Raw genomic sequence first — 15,711 nt, forward strand, 5'->3', positions numbered from 1 at the left:
GCCTGGAGTGCCTTTCAATCAAACACAAGCTCAATCATTTTGCTCTCAGGGCTAAATTGTATTTGAAAGCCGTCCGGCTGGCTTTCGACGAGCTTCAAACGCTTAAGTGCGTAAGGTGAGTTAGTAATTTGATTCAATACTATGACATCCATCAATAACGTACACCCGGACGAAATCAAGAAATTCGGCTCAATGGCGGAACGCTGGTGGGACTCGCACGGTGAGTTTAAAACTCTGCACGACATTAATCCCCTGCGTTTGGAGTTTATCCAGCGCTATGCCCATCTCAACGGTCAACGCTTTGTCGATGTCGGCTGTGGCGGCGGCATATTGACCGAGGCCCTGGCAAGGCACGGCGCTGATGCCACAGGCATAGACTTAAGCGAAGACCTTATTGATGTCGCTGATCTGCACGGCCTTGAATCAGGAATCAATGTCCATTATCAAACCATCAGCGCTGAAGAACTGGCAGGCCTTCAACCAGAAAGCTTCGATCACGTCACTTGCATGGAAATGCTCGAACATGTACCCGATCCGGGATCTATTATTAATGCTTGCGCGACCTTGGTCAAGCCAGAGGGAATGGTTTTTTTCTCGACACTTAACCGTAAACCCAAAGCTTACTTACTGGCTATTCTAGCTGCCGAGCATATTCTCAACATGCTGCCTAAAGGCACCCACGATTATAAGGCTTTTATCAAACCGTCGGAATTGTGCCAGTCAGCCCGTACCTGCGGCCTTGCACTTCAGGGCATGGTGGGCATTGAATACAATCCGTTCACGAAGCGTTTTAGTCTCAGTAAAGATATCGATGTCAATTACATTGCAGCTTTTAAACATGAAGGATAACAATATCCGATTGCCGAAAGACTTCAACTTATCTCCTGCGTCTTGCTTGATATTGATAGCAAACTGTTTTGCCCTTAACTAACCAAGTCATTTTGATTACCGGCGCTGGCGGCGGACTGGGCAGTACCGCAGCCTTAGCCTTGGCCAAGCAAGGCGCACAGATCATTTTATTGGACAAAAGCATCCCCAAACTGGAAACGGTTTACGACCTTATAAAGGCCGCTAGTGCGCCTGAACCCATCATGTATCCTTTTGATTTGGCAGGCGCCAACGAAGATGAATATCAAGAGTTGGCGGATAAAATCGGTGAAAAATACGGCTTCCTGCAAGGTGTATTGCATTCTGCGGTGGAATTCAGCGGCTACACGCCCATAGCCTTACAAGGGACTAAAGAATGGGGGCATACCTTGAACGTCAACCTGAATGCACCCTTTTTGCTAAGCCGGGTTTTATTGCCGGTGCTGCAAAAAAGCCAAACCGCATCCATCGTATTCACCTCAGACTCTTCCGCACGGACTGCTGTAGCTTATTCAGGCGCTTACGGCGTATCCAAGATTGCTCTGGAGGGTTTGGCAAAAATTCTTGCCGAAGAGTTTGAATCATCCAACAAAATTCGGGTCAACACTCTTATTCCAGGGCCAGTCGACTCACCCCTTAGAAAACGGGCTTATCCGGCTGAAGATAAAGGCAAATTGCCTAAAATGGAATCGTTAGACGCTGTCTATTTGTATTTGTTTGGCCCACAAAGCATTGGTGTGACCGGACAGGCGATTGATGCCAGAACCTTTCATTTATAATCACTTATGGTCGAAAGAGAAGATGTTGTTTTAACCAGGGATGTCAATGTGGTCACGGTTCCTGACGGTAATGCCAGCACCCTTAGCAAGGGGCAAATCGTTACCATCCATCAGTCACTGGGCAATAACTATACCGTAGTGACAGGACACGGCCACATGGTTCGCATTGCCAGCATAGATGCCGATGCGTTGGACAAGGAGCATCACCAACTTCATACCCTGGTATCGGAAACCAGCGCCGAAGCGGTGGAAAAAAACTGCTGGGAAGTGATGAAAACAGTGTATGACCCGGAAATTCCAGTGAATATTGTCGACCTTGGCCTGGTTTACTACTGCAATGTGCGTCCATCAACAACAAGAGCCAACCTAAATGATGTCCACGTCATTATGACTTTGACAGCGCCAGGCTGCGGCATGGGACCTGTTATCCAAGGCGATGTGGAAAAATGTATCCGCGCCTTACCGGGCGTAGCTGGTGTCAATGTTGAAGTGGCGCTGGAACCGCCGTGGTCACGCGAAATGATGTCTGAGGTTGCCCAGTTACAACTGGGATTATACTGAAAATCTTCTAAGCAGAAAGATTGAAATCACCAGCCCCCCAGAGAAACGGGCGAGCTGGGATCCACGCAAAAGCAGTATTACGCTTAAATTAAATCAATGGCTTCAAATCGGCGAACGCTTTGGCTGCTTTTTCCAAGTGTTCTACAATTCCTTGCATAGAGTTATTTTTGCCATCATCCTGGCTTTTTTCAATATTTCGTTAGCGAGTGAACGTTCTCTGTCAACGACATCATTGGCGCTAACTTCTTTGCTGTAATCCATCCCTTGTTTGATGATCTTGTAAACGGTAAACGGTCACACCATCAGCGCCTGCCTTAACTGCATCTTGGGCTTTCTTGATTTCACCCAGAACCAGGTCAATAGCATCTTCGGGCGCATAGGAAATTCTTGCATCCATGGATTCTGCCAAGGCTGCTGTTGAAAAAGCTCCCATCGCCAGGGCAATCAGGGAAGAAAGTGCGATTGTTTTTAAGGTTTTCATATTTGGAGTCATCCTCAAGTGTGTTGTATAGCGTTGTTTTTAGTCAATTCTAAATTAACGTGCGCGTTTCTATCATGTTTTGGTAAATTTTATTAACCATCGGCAAAGAAACTTCAACCAGTATCTTAGCTTCATTAACACCGTGGCCAGCGAGGCTAAACACCTCTCGAAAAGAAAAATTCTATTAGGCATCGTATTTGTTGTTTGCCACAGACTAAAAAATTTTCCATCCAAAAAAAATTTGTTATGATAACGACCTGCAGCAATACCGCTTGCTATCATGACGATTTAATCCATTTAGTTACTGAGAAATACCATGCAAAACAACAATAATAAACCAGTTCTTTTCAGGTTTAGTCCGCAGAAGCTCCTACTCCCTCTGGGGCTACTTGCACTGCTCTCTTTGTCACTTTTTAAAATTCCAACCATTCTGCTTGCCGTCAATAGCGATTGGAGTCATGGTTTTCATCATCCGCTGCAAGGATGGGATCATCTGCTGACCATGATTGCCGTGGGTATCTGGGCAGCTCAGTTACGTGGCGTAGCCATCTGGATGTTGCCGTTAACGTTTGTCAGCGTCATGAGTCTTGGTGGCCTTGCCGGTGCAGCCAGCTTTGCCCTCCCCAGCGTGGAAATCATCATCCTGCTTTCAGGGTTGGTATTCAGCGTATTCGTCGTCCGCAAAGTGCGGTTCACGACCCGGATGAATGTCCTGATCGTCGCATTCTTCGCCTTTTTTCACGGCTATGTGCATGGACAAGAAATATCAGCCTCAGCGAGCTTAATCTCATACACTCTGGGATTTGTTATCGCCACCTTGCTGTTACATGGTGCTGGCATAGCGGCTGCACGTTTAATGACATTGTCTTTTGCCTTTTTTCTTGGCAGCAATGTCCATGCCCAGGAAACCGAAGTTTCTGCAACCGATACAGCAGAAGCCAGCGTAACAACCGAATCGAAAGCTGGCAATAACAAAGGGTCTGTAGAACTTGAAGAAATGACCATTACCGGACGCGCTGATTCCCAAGTGGGTATTGCCGACAGTGCTTCGCAGGGCAATGTGGGACAAGCCCAGCTTAAATACCGACCGATAAGCCGACCGGGAGAAGTACTGGAAACTGTGCCAGGGCTGATTGCTACCCAACACAGTGGTGAAGGTAAAGCCAACCAGTACTTTTTGCGCGGCTTTAATCTCGACCACGGCACCGACTTCCTGACCCAAGTTGATGGTGTACCTGTCAACCAGTTGTCGCACTCGCATGGACAAGGTTGGACGGACACCAACTTCTTGATACCAGAATTGATAGAAACGCTGGATTATAAAAAAGGCAGTAACTATGCCGAAAACGGCGATTTTTCCAGTACCGGTTCGGCCAATATCCATTATTTTAGAGAACTGCCGCAAAACATTATCAAGTTCACCGGCGGCAGCTTTGATTATTACCGTGGCATGGTTGCTGGTTCCCATAAGTTAGGGGACGGCAATTTGTTGTATGCTGGAGAAACCGTCTATAACAACGGCCCTTGGACGGTCGGCAATGAGTACCTGAAATTTAACGGTGTGCTGCGTTATAGCGAAGAGCATGGCGATCACGGCTGGAGCATTACCGGCATGGCTTCTAAAGCCGATTGGAAATCCACTGACCAAATCGCCAGACGCGCAGTCAATCAGGGAATTATTGGCCGTTTCGATGCCCTTGATCCTACCGACGGCGGCGATAGCCAACGCTACAGCCTGACTGGTGAATGGCATCGCCAGGATGCAGAAAGCGAAACGAAGTTAATGACTTACGGGGTGTATTCCAAGCTGAATTTGTTTTCCAACTTTACTTACTTTTTGGATAACAACGAATTCACCAATCCGACAGGTTGTGCAGGCTTGGCCTCCGGAAAATTTGATCCCACCCTTTTAAATACCTGTGGCGACCAGTTTAGTCAGCCTGATGACCGCTGGACGACGGGTCTTAAAGGCACTCATACCCTTTTCCACAAAATAGGCGCTGCTGATTCAGAAACCACCTTTGGTTTACAAATCCGTAACGACAACATCCAAAATGCCCTGACCAAGACCCATGCGCAAAAACAATACGATATAACCCGTCAAGACACCGTTTGGGTAACCAGTATCAGCCCTTATGCGGAAAACAAGACACATTGGAATGACTGGCTACGCACCAGCCTGGGCGTACGTTTTGACGGTTTCCGTTTTGATGTCAGCAACAGTAACGTCAGCCAGAACAACGGCGAACGCTATGATGGCTTGGTCAGTCCCAAACTCGGGATTGTGTTTGGCCCTTGGGCGGATACCGAGTTTTATCTCAATGGCGGTCTTGGCTATCATAGTAATGATGCACGTGGAGTACTGACTACAGTAGATCCGGCTACGGGTGACAAACTTGACAGCGCCGATCCGCTGGTTCGCACTTACAGCGCGGAAGTAGGCGTACGCTCAACCTGGGTGAAAGGCTTGCAAAGCACCCTGGCGATCTGGTGGCTGGATATAGACTCTGAACTGTTGTTTGTCGGTGATGCCGGAACTACTGTAGCCAGCCGTCCCAGCCGCCGTTATGGTCTTGAGTTTGCCAACTACTACTCACCGACCGACTGGTTAACCTTCGATGCCGATTTAAGCTTTTCCCATTCCCGTTTCCGTAATGATGTACTGGGTGAAGGAAATCACATACCAAATTCGGTAGAAACGGTTATCGCAGCTGGAGCAACGTTCCATGATGTTTACGGCGGCTTTTTTGGCGGCCCCAGGTTGCGTTTCTTCGGGCCGCGCACGTTAATCGAAGACAACAGCAAGCGTTCCGAATCAACCCTTTTGGTATCAGCCATGCTGGGTTATGAGATCAACAAGAACCTGAGTTTTCAAGCCGAAGTATTCAACATTTTGGATCGTAAAAACGATACCATTACCTATTTCTACACATCCCGGCTACCCGGAGAAAATAGCGCCGGGGTTGATGATTTCCACTTCCATCCAGTCGAGCCCCTCAGTTTCCGCTTAGGATTTACGGCGAAATTTTAAGGGCTTTTATCCTGAAATATTACGGGTATCCGTTGTGGATGCCCGTAAAACAAGCAAACAAATTGTTTTGCTTCACAAAGCTGATTAGGCCCCTCGAATTTATAACACCTTTCAAACTGTCCCCAGCAGACCGAATTACTTGCACCCTGTGCCTTTAATATTTGCTTTAGCCACCATCGACAGTAAACTAAGGCACTTACCAACATACAGTTGACCGACTACTTCGAAGAGATATTACCATGCCACGCAAAACTCTTATTATTTGCCATTTCCTTTTGTTATGCACCATTGCGCTACCAATCCGTGCCGAGCAAGCGACGCTAAAACCGTTTGCACCCGGAAGCTACCAGCAATTGCTGGATAGCAATGCCAATAAACCCTTTATGCTGGTGATCTGGTCAATTACCTGTTCTTCATGCCTGAAAGATATGGCTTTGCTGAACAAGATGCACAAAAACAGGCCGGAGATGAATATGGTCATGCTGGTAACCGATGATGCGTCGGCGACCGAACAAATTCAGCAAATTCTGGCGAAAAATGAATTGACCGGCCTTGAAAACTGGATCTTTGCCGACGAAAACCCGCAAAAGCTTCGTTATGAAATTGATCCCGTGTGGTACGGGGAACTGCCCCGCACCTATTTCTTGAACAAAAGCCATGAACGGGAAGGTATCAGCGGCGTGCTATCTCAAGATGACTATGAAACCCTGTTCAAGAAAATTCTCAATTAAGCCTTTATGGAAGTTCCGAACAAGTTGATTCCGTCCATGGTTCGACAAACTCAGGACGAACGGAATCAACTCATTACCGTTCGTCCTGAACCTGTCGAAGGGCATATTCAGAGGCTCTTTATGTTCTCAACAGTTATCAGTTATGTAGGTTGGGTTAGTGGCAACATATGGTCTGGAACCATTGCTGCCACTAACCCAACCTACATTGATTTTCTGCGTATAACCGTCCAAAACCTAGCTGTTTTTCCGACTATTTTGATATGTTCGCTCATAATCACTATCAATGGTTGTTCATCAGGCTTACTTTTAGGCATAGTTGAGCCAACAGCCGGATCAACAATGGTTGCACCCTATTCAAAATCGACTTTCGGGCTATTCGACATTTCAACCTTTGACGTCTATGTGGACGATGACATTATCCACGGTATCGTGGGTGGCAAAATTTCTGCTAATGAAAAGAACGTCACAATACGCTACACACGCTCTGAGGATGGCGGTCGGCATTGGAACGATCCGGTAGTCATTGGTGATCTTCCTGCAACCATTGCCAGTCGTGGAAATGATATACAGCTTGCCGCCAAAGGCAACCACCTACTTGCGGTATGGCAAACCAAAGGCGAACTGCCCGGCATGGGGCCTATGGTGAGCGCCTATTCCCAGGATAACGGTAAAACCTGGAAGCAAGCCCCTAACCCTGCGGTAAACAATGCGGGCGATCAATCGCACATCGACCTGATTGCCGACCAACACGATAATTTTCATGCCGTCTGGCTGGAAGACCCCGAAGAAAATGGTTACCAAAGCCTTCGTTACGCTCGATCCCTTGATTGGGGCAAACGATGGAACCAAGCTGCCACACTAGATGATTCAACCTGCTCATGTTGCTGGAATACGTTTGCCCTATCGCCCGAAGGCGAACTCAATATTCTCTACCGTGATATGGAACCACGGGATATGTCGCTACTACAATCCAGCGATGACGGTAAAACCTGGCAACACATCAGTACGGTTGGCGAATTTGACTGGAAATTTGATGGCTGCCCTCATGTGGGCGGCAGTTTGGCGTATTTAGGAACCGATAATCCTGCCCAGTTGCATAGCCTAGTCTGGACAGGTGCCGAACAAAAATCGGGCTTGTACCATCTCTCTTCCAACAATAACGGCAAAAGCTGGTCAACTCCGCAAAAGCTCGGTAACACGGCTATTCATGGCGACATTGCTGGGCTTGACGGCAACCTTGTCGTCTTGTGGGATGAAATGGAGCCTGACGGTTCAAGCATTTTTTACGCAAAGTCCGAGGATGCCGGAACAACCTGGTTAACGCCAACACGTTTAACCACGGCAAGCAACGCGGCGACTCACCCTCGGCTTATTGCAACAGGGCACGGACTGTTAGCTTTATGGACAGAAAAACCTAGTAAACAACCCCGCCAATTGGCTTGGCAACTGCTTGAATAATGGTTCGAATAATCCTAAAAAATTAGTTGCAGTATCATCAGAATTAAGCCAAGAAATATCAAAGCATTATACAAAACTAATTATCCAAATGTTGTAGGGGCAGGCCTTGTGCCTGCCCTAGTAAAACCACTGCTGGGCTGCCCTAGTAACCACTGCCGGGGCTGTCTGGGCAACCACAAGGGATTGCCTCTACGGTAGCGGGAACACCAAGTTTTACTGACCATCCCCCGCTATCGGTTATATAATGTCGGCTGTTCGATGACCCACTCAATTGAATTTTCAGGTGCATAATTTATGACACGACGCGACACCACTTTTACGGCTAAGCCACTGTTAGGTCTGGCGCTGATAGCAAGTTTGGCCTTACCACTCCCTGTTTTTGCCCATGCCATCATGGTGAAATCCCAGCCTGTGGTGGATAGCATGATTGCCGAATCCCCCAAGCAGGTGGATGTCTGGTTTAACGATAAGGTGGGCAGCGAATACAAGGCGCTGGCGGTCATCAATAGCGCTGGCAAGCGCGTTGACAATAAGGACGCTGAACAGGAAACTTTCGACCAATCGCATCTGTACACGACGGTTACAGACTTACCGCCGGATACGTACACCGTGCGTTACCGGGTCGTGTCCATAGATACGCATATTGTCACAGGCAAATTCAAATTTACCATAAAAGCGCCCTGATCTACTGTCTACACTAACAGAACGTCTACTAACGAGGCCCACCACGACATGAAATCACCTTACCCAGTATTAGCTTCCTTATTGCTTAGCAGTACGCTGCTATTAACCGCCTGCACCAGTCCTGGCTACAATGACAATCCCTCGCAAGTTCAGACCAAAGCAACGGTGGGTTGCCTAGTTGCCAATGACTTCTACGCAGTCCATTTTAGCGCTTATATCAAGCCTGCGGGTGACAACGCAAAAGCGACAGTAAAGGATAAGAAAGCGCTATTCAGGTCATATTGCAAAAACATACCCACGACAGGCATGGCTTTCTTCACTGCCGACTTGGTAGACCGCGACATTCGGGAAACGCCTATCAGTATTCGTGTTGTTGAACAGGAACACACCGGAGGTGATGAGAGCAAAGCGGAGAACTACAAGGATATTCGCACCATAACCGAAGTTCCCGGCAAATTGTATCCTCGTGGTGTTGTTGAAGCCCAAGCCGAACTGGACAAAAACGGGTACTATGCGCTGTACCTGATGATAGGCGGCGAAGCGGTATCTGATGAAGACAGGCTGAGAATTCCACTGCACGTAGGTGTTGATCCCGATGCAAAGCCTATGGTGACCCGCATCTTAATAGGTGTTGGCATCACCCTGGGTTTTGCTTTGGTTGGTTTCGTCGCCTACCGTTTTATGCGCAGACGCAATAATCCGTGACCTTTCCAACGCATAGGTAGAACGAACCCAAAACGAGAATGTTGCATGGCTTTTAAACTAATCAGCATAATTTTTCTGTTCGTCCACTTGCAAATCGGCTTTGCACATCCACCCGGCCTTAGCTCGGCGGATTTGACCGTCAAACCTGAAGGTGTAGACACTAAAATAACGTTTGCCGTTCAGGACATCGAAGCCTTTGTCCTCATGGATACCGACGAAGATGCCGAAGTGACCGCCGCCGAACGGAATGCCGCAAAACCTGGAATTGCCAATTTTGTCGCCAATGAATTAAAAATTCAGCTTGATGGATCCGAAGCCAAGCCCGTAGGCACAGGTATCGTCAATTTCGACAACCAAAATAATGCGACAGTCGAATTAGGATTTGCAGGCACACCAGCATCGACAATAACCATTGAGTCCAAATTTTTGGGCAAACTCCCAGCTGACCACAAGCAATATGTCACGGTCAAAGACGCTGGTGGCCATGAATTAGGTAAAAAGATGTTGACCCAAAAGGCCAATACCCTTGAGATCAACCTGAAAACTAGCGCTGCTCCAGCAGAAACGGACAACCATCCTACCTCAACCTTTATTGATTTCCTGAAACTGGGCGTGGAACATATCCTGACCGGCTACGACCATTTGCTGTTTTTATTTTCCTTATTAGTCGTCACTAGAAGCTTTTGGCCCGCTATCAAAATCATTACTTTTTTTACCATCGCCCATTCCATAACACTGGCATTGGCCGGTTTAAATATTGTTGATATACCCAGCAGCATTGTCGAACCGCTGATTGCCGCCACCATTGTTTATGTCGGCCTGGAAAATATCATTAGAGGGGACAGGGTAACCACCAGAAACCGTTGCCTGTTGACCTTTTTCTTCGGGCTTATTCATGGCTTCGGTTTTGCCGGAGTGCTTAGGGAAATGGGCATTTCATCTATCGAGACAGGTATCCTGCTGCCGCTGTTTTCATTCAATCTGGGTGTGGAACTGGGGCAAATCACCGTAGCCGCAATCGTCCTCCCGCTGATCTGGTGGCTGCATGGTCAAGGGCGGATGAGCCGGCTTTTGGTGCCTGTAGGCTCCATCCTGACCTGCATTGCCGGGGGATATTGGCTTTTGGAACGGACGGTGCTTAATTGAGGATCGGCTTTTTAAAAAAGTTGAATTTGATACACTACTGGGCAGGACTGGAGTTGAAAATGAGAAATGATGTCTATGCACGAAGAAATGAATATTCCAAAGAACGCCTCAAGCAGTTAAAGGATCCCGACTTGATCAAAACTAGGCCGTATTGGAAATACATCAGTAACGAGACAATGGTTGAGCCTTGCCATAAGCAGTGGGATGGATTGGTTTTGCGGCATGATGACCCTTGATGGGAAAAGCATTTTCCGCCGAACGATCCTGAATGCCGATGCCGAGTTACCGCTGTTCGTGCTGATGAATATACTGGACAAGTTGCCTCACTGGATTGATTATAAAAGCCAAAATGGTATCAGTGAAAACGTGGTTTAAATGCCAATTGGCAAGCGAACCTGTGCGCCGTATTAAAGCTGTTTTGGGGTTTAAGTTGCAATGATCCCGAGACATTGCTCCAAATATTGTTAAAATATATTGGAATTGCCTGACACCTCATGGCATGTGTCCACAAATTTGCAAGCAACTTGAATCTTGAACGGATTGATTTTAAACCGACGACCTTGATTGTGGGGACGTTCAATCCAGGCTGGGATAATCTGGGCAATTACGCACAATGGTTTTATGGCAGGACCAACAATAATTATTTTTGGGATGTATTGCCGAGACTCCACGAGAACAGCAATTTGCGCCTAGCGCCCCACAAAGAATGGAAAGCGTTTTGTAGCCGACATAAGATTGCACTGACTGACCTTATTTACAGCATCGACGATGCCGATAGTGATAATCAGGAGCATATTAACCATTTAAAAAACTATCGGGATGATGCAATCGCCCGTCATTTCTGTCAATTTACCGAGGTAAATCTTCCGGCAATTCTTGTCAATCACCCTAGCATTGCTCATGTCTACTTAACGAGGCAGTTAAGCGGTGATTTTTGGCAGCAAAAATGGCTGCCCGTCATCAGATATTGCAATGAAACCGGTAAAAGAGTAGAACCCTTATTAACGCCATCGGGTAGCGCACGCTTTCAAATGACTAAGGGTGTGGATATGACATTAAGGGATTTTATCTTCAAACACTGGCAAAATAGTTGGCACTCATTGTAAGTTTCTTTATGAGCGATAGTTAGAACGTGTTTTAAAAGCGTCGTGAGCGGTTCGAGTGCAAGGCGCACGGAGCGCAGAAACCGGAGTGTACTGGACGTACATGAGGATTTCGAGCACCGCGCAACGCAGCAATCGAGCCGCGTAGCAGCTTTTAAAACACGTTCTTAGCAAACGTAAGAACTCTCTCGGTATCAAGGCGATGACTAACACTAAAACCCACCAAATCGTCCTGGGCAGCAATAACCCAGGCAAAATCAGGGAAATCCAGGCGCTGCTGCCGGGCTATTCGATTATTCCGCAATTAGAATTTATTCAATCGGAAGTGGAAGAAACGGGCGTTACTTTTGTTGAAAATGCCTTGCTGAAAGCCAGGTACGCCGCACAACACTGTCACTTGCCTGTGCTTGCCGATGATTCGGGTTTGGCCGTGGATGCCTTAAGCGGTGCGCCGGGCATTTTCTCTGCCCGGTATGCGGGTATTGGCGCTAGCGATCAGGATAATGTCAACAAGTTGCTGGTAGAACTGGAAGGTGTGTCCCTGGAAGAGCGCACGGCACGATTTATCTGCGTAATGGTGCTTATCGAACACGCAAGCGATCCGGTTCCGGTTATTACACAAGGTATCTGGGAAGGAAGGATCTTATTTCATCCAACCGGTTCTAATGGTTTTGGCTATGACCCGGTATTTTGGGTGCTTGAGCATGATTGCTCTTCGGCTGAACTACCGGCGGATGTAAAAAATTCGCTAAGCCACAGGGGACAAGCGCTTAGGCAATTGGCTGCTTTGCTAAAAAACCAGAGTTTGATGATAAAGGCGAAGCTGTAAGGTTTCTGATTAGCAAGAATCTTCAACTAATTCTTTGCGTATCCCTTATTCCGTCGTTCTGGCATGGATTGCCGAAACCCAGAATACATGGATGTAAACTCCACATTTAAGCCTGATTACCTTTCACATCCTTGTGCTGGATACTGGCGACCTCCATGGATGGAGGAAGTGCGGAAGAGGATATGGAATCCTCGCCGCCATTCCCTGCCGGTATGACGATTACTTGAGAGTTTGCTACTTCGCCTGAAATTTGTATGCACTAAGAAAAATTAACGCGAGCAGGGGGGATTTCAACATGAATTCAACGCAGCTTTTTCCTGACCAGGATTAACGGCACCACGCACCCCACCAACATACAAGCCAATAACATAGCGCCCATCGAAAGAGTCCAATCTACGGGATAGCTGTCCGCCCTAAGCGGTTTAGTCAGCCCCGGTATGCTGGGCAAGTCGCCGTCGCCGCCATCAACTTTAAGCTGGGCCTTCATGCCTTTTTCCATGTGTTGCGGCAGTTCGCAGTGCACGAGGTAAGTTTTTTTCTGGGCAGGCATGATAAGCGATGCTTTTAATTCCCCCTCGCCATAAAGTTCGAGATGAAACATGCCTTGCGGATATAAATACCCAGGCAGGCCATGAATCATCAGTTGATGACGGATCTGGTCGTCATTGATAAAGGTGATGTTAATGCGAGTGCAGGGCGCAACGTCCCACTCCTGATTATCAAATGCATACATTTTGCCGTTAAATTTCTGCGCGTACTTATGCCCGGCGCGGATGGTAATATTGACATCACCGGAAATTTTTTGGCAATCTTTGGGGAGCCGGTCGGTATTGGCATTCATAATCATGCCTTTTTCGTCCATCAGCATGTTGTCGTGAGCCATCATTGCCGATGCTTGGGTAAGAAAACCCAATATAAGGAATAATGCAGTAACACAGGCTTTCATGATTGTTGCTTCCGTTTATAAACCATCATCAGGACAATCAGCAAGCCCACAATTAATCCAATCAACAAACCGAAAATCACCAACTTCTTAATATCAGGTGAGATAAGCCCCGCATCACCAAACACCGCAGCAAAATCCCCTTGCTGCCAAAGTGGTTGTTTTTTGGCGTAGTAATCTTTGTCGAATAACTCACCCAGCATTTGCTCGTGCATCTTTGGCATTCCTAGCTCGTCAATCAGCGGTTTGGATGCCAGGATCGCCATATTGCCGCCGGGTTCCATACCGTCGGTGGTGGTTCCGGTCGGTACGTGGTCGTGGAACATCCACAGGCCTGGGCCGTAACTGTGCAAGCCATCATTCGTGGTTTGTATATGCAGGTCTATCCGTTGCGCCATCGCCAGATCAAACACATCCCGCGTAACCTGTTGACCGACAGCTTGCTCCACGCCATCCATAGCCGTAATGGTGGCCTTGTGACCATGAAAATGTATGGCCACTTGCGAGCGCTGGGCATTGGCCATGCGTAGCTTGATGGCTTCATTTCCGTCCGTGACTATCATCGAATCACGCAAGGTATAGGGGAAAGAATGGCCGTTAAGCAGGAAGTAATTCTCGAAAGACTCGGTCATGTTGTAGTCGCGGCTCATGCCCTTTGCGATTAGCCGGGGGTCTATTGCCGCCTGGATGGTGCTTGCCAGTTTTTTATCGATGGACTGATAAAACAAATCATATTCCTGGCTGTAAGATTTCTTTACCGCAACCGAGGGATGGCGCACTTGCCCCGCGCCGACATTGAACGTTTGCACCCAATTATTGGGCTGGTTTTCTTCTATGACAAACATGCCGCTCAAGCCCATCATCATGTGTTGGGCCGTTTGCACATGGCAATGATAAAACATGGTGCCCGTATGACGTGGCTGTATTTCGTAGGTGTGGCTCTTGCCTGGGAAAACCGGATGTTCCTCAACGCCGTCATTATCCTCGCCCTTAGAATTTTGCCAAGGATGATCGACCCCATGCAGGTGTATGGTGTGCGGTAGATAATGGGTATTTTCCAGCGTGATAAAAACCTTATCGCCCTGCTCCACCCTTATGGTTGGGGAAGGCGCACGCAAGAATGGCCTTGCCTCCCGCGAGTTAAAATTTTTCAACGCCATGCCGCTGGACTTGGGCGCAAATGCCCATAGCCCCGGTTGAATGCCCGGCGCGATATTGTAGGTATTGATCAAATAGTCGCCATCCGGGCTGGCACCGTTAAACTCGACCACTTCCAGCTTTATGTGGATGACATCTGGATCGCCATCGTGGTCAAGATCATCACCCATGATTAAGGCATCTTGAGCCAGATTGGACTGCATCAAGGTGGCCAACGAAATATTGTTGGTGCCCTTGACCGATGCGGCAATGTCGTAGGGATTGTCCGGTTCACAAAACGGCGCGGCGGCAATGCCCACGCCGTCGATTACCTGGGCCTGCCGCCATTCTGGATGTTCATTGGTACAAGGAGATTCGATTTTGGTGGTGTCCCCTTGTGCGCGGCTGTATACCGTAGCAGGCGGATTAACATCCGCTTTTTGGAAACGGCCAGGGACAAACTGCACAGCAACCGCAAGCAACACCAGAACCAGTATTGTCAGCGTTAGGTAAGGTCTTTTGGTCATAATCCTGCAAACTATTAGCGGTAGGACTATTCTAAATGCCCGGTCGTTCAAAACCTAGCTACGTTTCGTGAAACTGGCTTTCAACTTACAAAGTATCAATAAATCTCCGCTAAAAATTCAAATGATTTTTCATTGCTCAGCATCCCGATATTTCGTCGTATGGTGGATTAACGAAAAAGCAATGTTTTTACGCTGTGCTGCATACTTCCGTGATGCCCAAGTGTAGTTTTAGCTTAAAAAGTGAACCAGTCACTTGATTTTCTGCTTTTTTGATGCATATTGAGGCAGGAAGGGATAAAAGTGTTATTATAACCTTAACCCGGAAAGGGTCACGGAGCTTTTTCAGTCTGAAAATATACGCTGGAAAGGCAAAAACTTAACTCGCACAGGAGAGAAGTCTATGAAAACCATTAGCCAAATGTTATTAGTCATTTTCGCTGTTGCAACTCTGGCAGCGTGCGGTGAACAGGGCCAAGGCCCCAGCAGGCCGAAAGATTCCAATTCAATCGAGATACCTCAGAAATAAATACCTTTCTCAGGATTGGGTTGATGTTACCGTTGTTCCTCACGAAATCTGATGCCCGGACGGGGGTTTAAACCTGTCTCTTGATCACATTTTACTTGAGAAATAAACTATAACCCCATAAATAAATATAGGGTTTGTAGCAAGCATGATTCCAATAGACGAACTAGGGTGGTCACAACAACTCTTTGGCGGAAGCGAGCTAG

Annotated in this window: 16 protein-coding genes; 13 read left to right on the forward strand and 3 right to left on the reverse strand. The window is 47.5% G+C overall.

Annotation, left to right across the window (positions count from 1 at the left end):
• Nucleotides 1-150: 150 nt before the first annotated feature.
• The 3 genes from ubiG (at nucleotide 151) to sufT (ending at nucleotide 2,207) form a co-directional block, all read left to right on the forward strand.
• Nucleotides 151-849, forward strand: coding sequence for a bifunctional 2-polyprenyl-6-hydroxyphenol methylase/3-demethylubiquinol 3-O-methyltransferase UbiG (gene ubiG, locus ACLQ6D_RS08325; RefSeq protein ID WP_411726834.1), 699 nt, complete (start codon nucleotides 151-153; stop codon nucleotides 847-849).
• 68 nt (nucleotides 850-917) lie between these two features.
• Nucleotides 918-1,646 carry an SDR family NAD(P)-dependent oxidoreductase gene (locus tag ACLQ6D_RS08330; RefSeq protein ID WP_411726819.1) on the forward strand — a complete coding sequence of 243 codons (729 nt, stop codon included), beginning with the start codon at nucleotides 918-920 and terminating at the stop codon, nucleotides 1,644-1,646.
• A gap of 6 nt (nucleotides 1,647-1,652) precedes the next feature.
• On the forward strand, nucleotides 1,653-2,207 hold the full coding sequence (sufT, locus tag ACLQ6D_RS08335) for a putative Fe-S cluster assembly protein SufT (RefSeq protein ID WP_411726820.1): 555 nt from the start codon (nucleotides 1,653-1,655) through the stop codon (nucleotides 2,205-2,207).
• A gap of 238 nt (nucleotides 2,208-2,445) precedes the next feature.
• Here the strand turns inward: sufT and ACLQ6D_RS08340 are convergent, their stop codons facing one another.
• A complete protein-coding gene (locus ACLQ6D_RS08340) occupies nucleotides 2,446-2,688 on the reverse strand; it encodes a hypothetical protein (RefSeq protein WP_411726821.1) in 243 nt (80 codons plus the stop codon).
• Between the two features lie 403 nt (nucleotides 2,689-3,091).
• On the opposite strand from ACLQ6D_RS08340, the gene ACLQ6D_RS08345 reads away from it, so the two are divergent.
• The 10 genes from ACLQ6D_RS08345 to rdgB all read left to right on the forward strand — a co-directional run bounded on the left by ACLQ6D_RS08345 (nucleotide 3,092) and on the right by rdgB (nucleotide 12,375).
• The gene (locus ACLQ6D_RS08345; protein WP_411726822.1) at nucleotides 3,092-5,719 is read left to right on the forward strand and encodes a TonB-dependent receptor domain-containing protein; all 2,628 of its coding nucleotides are present in this window, start codon (nucleotides 3,092-3,094) and stop codon (nucleotides 5,717-5,719) included.
• A 239-nt stretch (nucleotides 5,720-5,958) separates the two neighbouring features.
• Nucleotides 5,959-6,450 carry a TlpA family protein disulfide reductase gene (locus ACLQ6D_RS08350; protein WP_411726823.1) on the forward strand — a complete coding sequence of 164 codons (492 nt, stop codon included), beginning with the start codon at nucleotides 5,959-5,961 and terminating at the stop codon, nucleotides 6,448-6,450.
• 36 nt (nucleotides 6,451-6,486) lie between these two features.
• Nucleotides 6,487-7,908 carry an exo-alpha-sialidase gene (locus ACLQ6D_RS08355; RefSeq protein ID WP_411726824.1) on the forward strand — a complete coding sequence of 474 codons (1,422 nt, stop codon included), beginning with the start codon at nucleotides 6,487-6,489 and terminating at the stop codon, nucleotides 7,906-7,908.
• A 294-nt stretch (nucleotides 7,909-8,202) separates the two neighbouring features.
• Nucleotides 8,203-8,592: a copper resistance protein CopC gene (locus ACLQ6D_RS08360; RefSeq protein WP_411726825.1), complete on the forward strand. Its 390-nt coding sequence runs from the start codon at nucleotides 8,203-8,205 to the stop codon at nucleotides 8,590-8,592.
• A gap of 48 nt (nucleotides 8,593-8,640) precedes the next feature.
• Nucleotides 8,641-9,297, forward strand: coding sequence for a hypothetical protein (locus ACLQ6D_RS08365; RefSeq protein WP_411726826.1), 657 nt, complete (start codon nucleotides 8,641-8,643; stop codon nucleotides 9,295-9,297).
• A 45-nt stretch (nucleotides 9,298-9,342) separates the two neighbouring features.
• Nucleotides 9,343-10,443, forward strand: a complete 1,101-nt coding sequence (locus tag ACLQ6D_RS08370) for a HupE/UreJ family protein (protein WP_411726827.1) — start codon at nucleotides 9,343-9,345, stop codon at nucleotides 10,441-10,443.
• Nucleotides 10,444-10,496: 53 nt separating this feature from the next.
• Nucleotides 10,497-10,679: a hypothetical protein gene (locus ACLQ6D_RS08375; protein ID WP_411726828.1), complete on the forward strand. Its 183-nt coding sequence runs from the start codon at nucleotides 10,497-10,499 to the stop codon at nucleotides 10,677-10,679.
• On the forward strand, nucleotides 10,666-10,818 hold the full coding sequence (locus ACLQ6D_RS08380) for a hypothetical protein (RefSeq protein ID WP_411726829.1): 153 nt from the start codon (nucleotides 10,666-10,668) through the stop codon (nucleotides 10,816-10,818). The genes ACLQ6D_RS08375 and ACLQ6D_RS08380 overlap by 14 nt, the downstream gene beginning before the upstream one ends.
• Nucleotides 10,819-10,937: 119 nt before the next feature.
• On the forward strand, nucleotides 10,938-11,549 hold the full coding sequence (locus tag ACLQ6D_RS08385) for a hypothetical protein (RefSeq protein WP_411726830.1): 612 nt from the start codon (nucleotides 10,938-10,940) through the stop codon (nucleotides 11,547-11,549).
• Nucleotides 11,550-11,748: 199 nt separating this feature from the next.
• The gene (gene rdgB, locus ACLQ6D_RS08390; protein WP_411726831.1) at nucleotides 11,749-12,375 is read left to right on the forward strand and encodes an RdgB/HAM1 family non-canonical purine NTP pyrophosphatase; all 627 of its coding nucleotides are present in this window, start codon (nucleotides 11,749-11,751) and stop codon (nucleotides 12,373-12,375) included.
• 301 nt (nucleotides 12,376-12,676) lie between these two features.
• Here rdgB and ACLQ6D_RS08395 read toward each other — a convergent pair whose 3' ends face one another.
• Nucleotides 12,677-13,321: a copper oxidase gene (locus tag ACLQ6D_RS08395; RefSeq protein WP_411726832.1), complete on the reverse strand. Its 645-nt coding sequence runs from the start codon at nucleotides 13,319-13,321 to the stop codon at nucleotides 12,677-12,679.
• Entirely contained in the window at nucleotides 13,318-14,982 is a 1,665-nt protein-coding gene (locus ACLQ6D_RS08400) for a multicopper oxidase domain-containing protein (RefSeq protein ID WP_411726833.1), read from the reverse strand. Before ACLQ6D_RS08400 ends, ACLQ6D_RS08395 begins: the two co-directional genes overlap by 4 nt.
• Nucleotides 14,983-15,711: the final 729 nt, after the last annotated feature.

This window comes from Methyloglobulus sp. (assembly GCF_046714055.1).
Classification (GTDB): Bacteria; Pseudomonadota; Gammaproteobacteria; order Methylococcales; family Methylomonadaceae; genus Methyloglobulus.

What these genes read in the sequence shown, in the direction of transcription:
- ACLQ6D_RS08365 (WP_411726826.1), top strand. Translation starts at nt 8,641, where the DNA reads ATGAAATCACCTTACCCAGTATTAGCTTCCTTATTGCTTAGCAGTACG.
- ACLQ6D_RS08380 (WP_411726829.1), top strand. Translation starts at nt 10,666, where the DNA reads ATGATGACCCTTGATGGGAAAAGCATTTTCCGCCGAACGATCCTGAAT.
- ACLQ6D_RS08385 (WP_411726830.1), top strand. Translation starts at nt 10,938, where the DNA reads ATGGCATGTGTCCACAAATTTGCAAGCAACTTGAATCTTGAACGGATT.
- sufT (WP_411726820.1), top strand. Translation starts at nt 1,653, where the DNA reads ATGGTCGAAAGAGAAGATGTTGTTTTAACCAGGGATGTCAATGTGGTC.
- ACLQ6D_RS08370 (WP_411726827.1), top strand. Translation starts at nt 9,343, where the DNA reads ATGGCTTTTAAACTAATCAGCATAATTTTTCTGTTCGTCCACTTGCAA.
- ACLQ6D_RS08340 (WP_411726821.1), bottom strand. Translation starts at nt 2,688, where the DNA reads ATGAAAACCTTAAAAACAATCGCACTTTCTTCCCTGATTGCCCTGGCG.
- rdgB (WP_411726831.1), top strand. Translation starts at nt 11,749, where the DNA reads ATGACTAACACTAAAACCCACCAAATCGTCCTGGGCAGCAATAACCCA.
- ACLQ6D_RS08360 (WP_411726825.1), top strand. Translation starts at nt 8,203, where the DNA reads ATGACACGACGCGACACCACTTTTACGGCTAAGCCACTGTTAGGTCTG.
- ACLQ6D_RS08350 (WP_411726823.1), top strand. Translation starts at nt 5,959, where the DNA reads ATGCCACGCAAAACTCTTATTATTTGCCATTTCCTTTTGTTATGCACC.
- ACLQ6D_RS08400 (WP_411726833.1), bottom strand. Translation starts at nt 14,982, where the DNA reads ATGACCAAAAGACCTTACCTAACGCTGACAATACTGGTTCTGGTGTTG.
- ACLQ6D_RS08355 (WP_411726824.1), top strand. Translation starts at nt 6,487, where the DNA reads ATGGTTCGACAAACTCAGGACGAACGGAATCAACTCATTACCGTTCGT.
- ACLQ6D_RS08395 (WP_411726832.1), bottom strand. Translation starts at nt 13,321, where the DNA reads ATGAAAGCCTGTGTTACTGCATTATTCCTTATATTGGGTTTTCTTACC.